This window comes from Vibrio sp. 10N.261.52.C2 (assembly GCF_041471425.1).
GTDB lineage: Bacteria > Pseudomonadota > Gammaproteobacteria > Enterobacterales > Vibrionaceae > Vibrio > Vibrio crassostreae_C.
Genome location: NZ_JBFROH010000092.1, coordinates 1 through 6102 on the forward strand (window position 1 = coordinate 1; position 6102 = coordinate 6102).

3 protein-coding genes and 2 pseudogenes are annotated in these 6102 nt (G+C 41.3%); 3 read left to right on the top strand and 2 right to left on the bottom strand.

Annotation, left to right across the window (positions count from 1 at the left end; genetic code table 11):
• Both tnpC and AB4307_RS21700 read right to left on the bottom strand, forming a co-directional pair.
• Positions 1-777, bottom strand: a pseudogene (gene tnpC, locus AB4307_RS21695) (IS66 family transposase); the annotation flags it as partial.
• Positions 778-782: 5 nt separating this feature from the next.
• Positions 783-1395: pseudogene (locus AB4307_RS21700) on the bottom strand (IS6 family transposase); the annotation flags it as partial.
• 190 nt (positions 1396-1585) lie between these two features.
• Between AB4307_RS21700 and AB4307_RS21705 the strand changes: the two are divergent.
• From AB4307_RS21705 to tnpA, 3 genes are all read left to right on the top strand, one after another.
• Positions 1586-3676 (top strand): carboxylesterase family protein, encoded by a 2091-nt coding sequence (locus AB4307_RS21705; protein ID WP_104216073.1) that lies wholly within the window; start codon positions 1586-1588, stop codon positions 3674-3676.
• A gap of 56 nt (positions 3677-3732) precedes the next feature.
• Positions 3733-5436, top strand: a complete 1704-nt coding sequence (locus tag AB4307_RS21710; protein WP_241910562.1) for a hypothetical protein — start codon at positions 3733-3735, stop codon at positions 5434-5436.
• A gap of 473 nt (positions 5437-5909) precedes the next feature.
• On the top strand, positions 5910-6102 hold a 193-nt coding region (gene tnpA, locus AB4307_RS21715), incomplete at its 3' end, for an IS66 family insertion sequence element accessory protein TnpA (RefSeq protein ID WP_408063649.1).

Sequence of the window (6102 nt, forward strand, 5' to 3'; positions counted from 1 at the left end):
GCCTAGTGGGCTAGAGCCTATCACCTTCTGGGTTGTCATCCATTGGTAAAGCTCATCCAGTATCGGCTTGGCAAGCGCTTGACGCTCTGCTTTTCGCTCTTCGGCAGGCGCACCTTTTAAGCGTGATTCTATCCCGTAGAGTTTTTGGATTTTAGCCAGCGCCTTATCAGCCTTGCCCGATTTACCTTTCCCTTGAAGCTTTTTAGCATCCATGAACTTGCGACGAGCATGCGCTAAGCACCCTACATTGGTGACGTGATGCAGACCATCATAAGCCGCGTAGCCATCGGTTTGTAGATAACCGTTGTAGTCACCTAAAAAGTCCACGGGACACGCCCTCGCGCGACTGTTTTGATAGTTGTACAAGGCAATATTTTTCACATTCGGCAGTGCCGATTCGGGTGAGTCAGCGCCTGAGCAGTAGAGCCACATATAACACTGCTTCTCTTCTTTGAGCACATTGAGCGGCGTTTCATCCGCTTGAACCACCACTTGTTGAAGTAGGTGCTCTTTCAAGGCGGCATACAGCGGGGCGAACTTCTCACTGACTTGGATGACCCACCTAGCCATGGTGGTACGTGATAGCTCGATACCCGACTGGGTAAACAGCGATTCTTGACGATAAAGTGGCATCGCGTATTGGTATTTTCCAAGAATGATGTTGGTCAGCAAACTTTCTGTGGCGAAGCTTTTAGGGATGAGGCTCTGAGGGGATGGCTTCTGAACGATTCGGCTGCTGTCGCCTGTTTTCTCGCACTGACGACAAGCATATTTAGGTTATCAAGCTGTCCGTTCTTAATCATAGTCCAAAGATCTACCCCTGCAAGAGTAGCTTTTGCTCCTTCATCAGATTTCCACCCTAGGCACTGGTGCATTTTACCTTTCACTCTACGGTGACTTTGTTCAGATACATTACCTGAAGCACTTCAATTAGATTGAGCATCTTCCCCGTTAACCAAAGGCTGACGTTGATATTATGTAACGCTAATGCGTTAGCACCACTCTTATCTATCACGACCTTTTCGGGCAAGCCATTATGGCTAATTGCCTGGTGAAGAAGGCGCGAGCTGCCTTCTCGTCACGGTATTCGCACAGTAAAAAATCAATCACATTACCGCATTTATCAACGGCTCGGTAATAATACTTCCACTGGCCTTTGACGTTAATGTAAGTCTCATCCATCCGCTACGAAGTAGCGACAGGCTTCTTTCTTCGGTGTGCTCTGTGCTCCAATAGTGGGGCGTATTTGATAACCCACCGATTGATGGTTGAGTGATCAACATCGATACCTCGCTCATTGAGTATCTCTTCGGTTTCACGGTAGATCAGCTTATAAGAAACGTAATAACGAACAGCCGGAAGAATGATGTCGGAAGGAAAGTGGCGCCTGTAAATTTGATAGCCATAGCGTCGGCAGTGGTGAATTTTGATGAAGAGTTTAACCTATCACCACTGTTTACGACAGAACCTGTAATTGTAATATTGTCCACCTTTTCTGATTTTTAAGTCTAATATTAGAAGATTGATTTTGGTATTCAAAGCGTGATAGCAATGTTCTTTACTTTCGATATTGAAGAGGTAAGTGATGACAAAAGCATTTTTGGTTTTGATCGGAGTTGTACTTTTCGGTTGTCGTGATGATTCTACTGAGTTCAGCTTTACCCCTGCTCCTGAAGAGGAATCACCTCAACCCATTACTTTTGAGGCTCAAATAGGTGAAGTGACTATACAAGGCCTCAAAGAACCAATAATCACAGTCGCCCCTTCACTTTCTGCGACTGAAGACGGTACCTCACTGGTTACAATAGAAACGTTCAAAGGGATACCTTATGCTTACTCGGGCGATAGTAGCGAAGGTGATTTTTTCTTCGGTGCGCCTGACCGTTTTGAACACAGTGTGATGCTGCCTCTAGCACAAGCGGTGACCGAAAATAATTCGTATACAGACTTTGGGAATATATGCCCTCAGTTTGGCTCAACAGAATTGTACTCAGAGACCTGCCTTTACTTGAACGTATGGAGACCTAATAATGCGACTTCAGGTGATTTATTACCTGTGTATGTTTATATCCATAGTGGTTCGTTTGAAACGGGATCTGGACACCTGCCCAATATAATTCCAGATGTCGCCGTTGCACAAAGTACAATGAGTGATAACCCCTTTATCGCTGTTACTTTTAACTACCGTCTTGGTTTATTGGGAAAACGGTGGGTTGAAGATGCAGGTCAAACGAAAGGGGGCAACTTTGCGGTTGGTGATCAAAAGCGAGCTCTAGAGTGGGTTAGCCAACATATCGAAGACTTTGGCGGAGATAGTACAAACGTCACTGTATTTGGGCAAGGTGCTGGTGCGACATCAATTAATGCGCTTCAGCAAACAACCAGTGGAGAGCGCGATCCTGAAGATGATATTGCCGGTAATTTCTTTAGCAGAGCGATTATGCAAAGTTTACCGCTCGGACTTTCATTTGAATCATACGCTGCAGCGAAAGACCAATACGACACTTTAGAAACTGCAATGGCAACGCTGTATCCTGATTTAAGTATTAACCAATTGACGGTTGATCAGATTTTAGAACTACAAAAACAAGTAAAAGCAGAAATAACGGGACGCTTGTTTGGTTTACCTGACCAAACCATCGAAAGTATGGTCAGTGACATCTTGGGCTGGATTGAAGATGGCGATAGCACGGAATCGATTGTGGCGAAGCTTACTTTGAAATACGCATCGGATATTGCAGCAATCGAACCGCGAGCGAAATTACTTCCCTTTTCACCCTACATTGAGTCCCATCGTGAGTGCATAAAGACATTCCTTGGGGTTTGCACAGAATATGAGGAATACCCAGGCTATCACGTAACAAGCCTCGCTCATGAAGCTCCTTTAACCGTCCCTTCTATTATAGGATTTAATAACAATGAAACGGATAGTTATATAGCGGAGTTAAAGTTACTATTCTTGATTAATATAGAATTATTACCGGGTATTAAATTACTTGATGTTGTCCTATTTTTAATAGGAGATAGTGATGATATTCGTGATTTGCCACAAATAGCAGATATACCTGCGTACACGTTAATATCATCAATCCTATATGTAGATCGGTTGACCGACACGCCTTTACGCTTTGATGATTTCTCACCATCGGAAAATCCTACCACTTTAGATGGGGTATCAGAAGAGATAAGAAAGTTTAATCAATTAAATAATCAATTGATATATAAATGTGCTATTCGTGATTACGCAAAAGAAGTCGATCATGACATCACTCCTATCATTTATCATTTTGACTATGTCGCAAGTTTTAATAACCAGCTGATTGAAGACTCTATTTTTGACACAATAGGTAATTTGGCTTGCTTCGGTGGAAAAGCCTGTAACCAAGCTGAAATTCCTTTTGTATTTAATCGATTATATAACCAAAGCGGATCGAAGATAGCGCCTGATGAAGGTGACCTTCTTCTTATGGGAGAAGTATCGAGTTTGTGGTTTAGCGATGAATTATTCAACCCTGAATATCGATACCAAGAAGATACAGATAACATATTGGTGATAGTTAATAATGCCACGGATGATGGTGGCGAAATAAACAAGAATATTACAGCGTGGGATGCTACGATAAATATGGGTATTGATGCTAGCACATCACAAGGTATTTGTGATGCTATTTACTAAGTCGTCTTTTATTACAGTGAGGTAGGAATGATGCTACATATGCTAAATAGAGTTTGTTGGATAGAGATGAAAGTAAATCATCGAAATTTTTTTTTATTTTATTTCGTAGATCTTGGTGCGTAAGTTTCTTTTCTTTTATTTTGATACTCTCTAATATTGCTAATGCAAAAGAAGCTTCTATTTTTGAACAGTATGGCATACCGGAACACCTACCTAAGTATGGTATTAGTACTTTATCTCAAGGTGATCATATTGTTGAGCACGTTCGTAAAGTCACTTCAATTAATGAGGAGGCTTCATCTTCATCTTTTTATTTAGTGCAAACAACAGATTTAAAGGGAAATATTGATTTGAGGATTAAATATTTTCAGGATCAAATTTCTCAAATCGATGGTGAACCTTCACTCTCAGAAGATGGTGGAGCGATAGACTCCATTGAATATTTGACTAAAACAGAATATCGACTTCGCGCCTACTCAGATAGTTACGATCGGTCTTCGGTTACCGTTGAAGAATTAGATGAACGTCGTGCAATTGTACGTTTTAACTATTCTAAGTATCAACTACCTCAAGATGTCGCCTATTTTCGTTTCATGCGAGTTGAGATAAGTGTTGAAGATCGCAAGCCTGTTAAAATGGTGATCACTAATTCGCAACCATTTACCTATGGTACTTATAGAATTGAGGATTATAGACAAGAAATCTTAATCAGTGAGCGTTACAATGGTCAATTTTACGTTAAAAGCAAAACCATTGTGGCAAACGGAGTAACTAGAAAAAAAGAAAAGCTTACTCTGTCATTGCTCATGACTCCCGTCGCTTTTTATGACGATGTAGATGGTGTCGAAGTTCTAGATAGTGAAAAGCTTGAAGAAGCATCAGATCCTCGTATTCGAGAAGAAAAGGTCGAGGTCAGTAGTTTTTTTCCACTGATGGGAGACTTAGTCCGTAGACAAGGTATTGATATTCCTCTTCCATACGGTTTTTCTGTCGCTTATCGCAATCAAGATATGGATCTTGGCTTTCAATCTTTTAATTTAGGTCTCGGAGCATTAGGCCTTCAGAATTTAGATAAGGACTTTGAACCGACAGAGACCTTCGCCAAAGTTAATGCTGAGAGTTTTAGTATAAGGGGAGATGTCTATATTTTGCCTTTCTGGAATGTTTACGCTTTAGCTGGAAAGATTAAAGTTAAGGCAACCATTGATGCGCAATATACATCGGAGAGTTTAAACGAAGTTAAAGATAGTTTAAACGGCATCGATCCTGGATTAGGTGATGCCTTATGTAGTGCGCTAAGCAATGAAGGACTCCCTCTGTGTAGCCCTGGTCGATTGAAGCTTCCTTTAAGTCTTGACTATGATCTGTTAGGTGTGGGTACTACACTAGCCGTCGGGTATAAAGAATTTTTCGCCACGCTTAATATGACCGCATCTCAAACACGATTAGAGGGCTCTTCGAGCTGGGGTGATACTCTGTTTGTTGCTCAACCAATGGTTGGTTATCAGCTTGTTGATTATAGAGCTCAGTTATTAATTGGTGCTGAATATCAAGGCTTAGATTCTACGTTAGCCGGTAATCTAGGTTATGTAGATGCGTTACAAGGTGAGTTCACTTATGACGTTGATGTTTCTCTAAATCAATGGGCTTATTTGATTGGTTTTAATAAGCAAATAGGTAAACACTATAATATCACAGCCCTTTATAATAAAGGTGAAACAAGAGAAGCATATACAGTTAGTTTGGGCTATCGATGGTAAATGATTGTGTTAATACTAAGCTGAAATATGGGGAGTATCCGTAGCTCAATTTATTTAACATTAATCTAACAATGTGGCCATGAAACATCTTAGTTTCTTATGGCCATTTTTTTGTTCGGGTAGCATTCTGATTTAAAGGCTCTCCGCCACTTGAAACGCAACACCTCACCCGCGAGAAGAGATGCATCAAGCACTTGCGTATTTTCATCCAAGCACATCGAAGTTGATTATAATCGAACAAGAAGGACAGTGCTCTTGGATATCTAAGCCCAGTTAACTTTAAAAAACAATATGTCGCTTATGCGTATTTCGGTGATTGCGATCGGCTGTTTCCCCCCGTGTCAGCATAGTTGTCGTCTAGATTTTTAAGGGGATAACAATGCCAGCTAATCCGTAAGCGTGCCATGAACACCGCATTCTAATCCTTCAGCACGAAGAATAAGATCAACTCTCCAACCCAAAGGAGAGTTGAAATGGCAAAACGACGTACCAACCTAGAATGGCAATCACTGTTTGAACAATATGAAAGTAGCAGTGTTACCCAACGCGCTTTTTGTGAAGAGCATGGACTGAGTTTATCCACGTTCTTCGCCAAACGGCGTCAACTCCAAACAGCAAACCAATCGGAACCTGTCGGATTTGTTAGAGCCGAAATCGTTGAAAAGA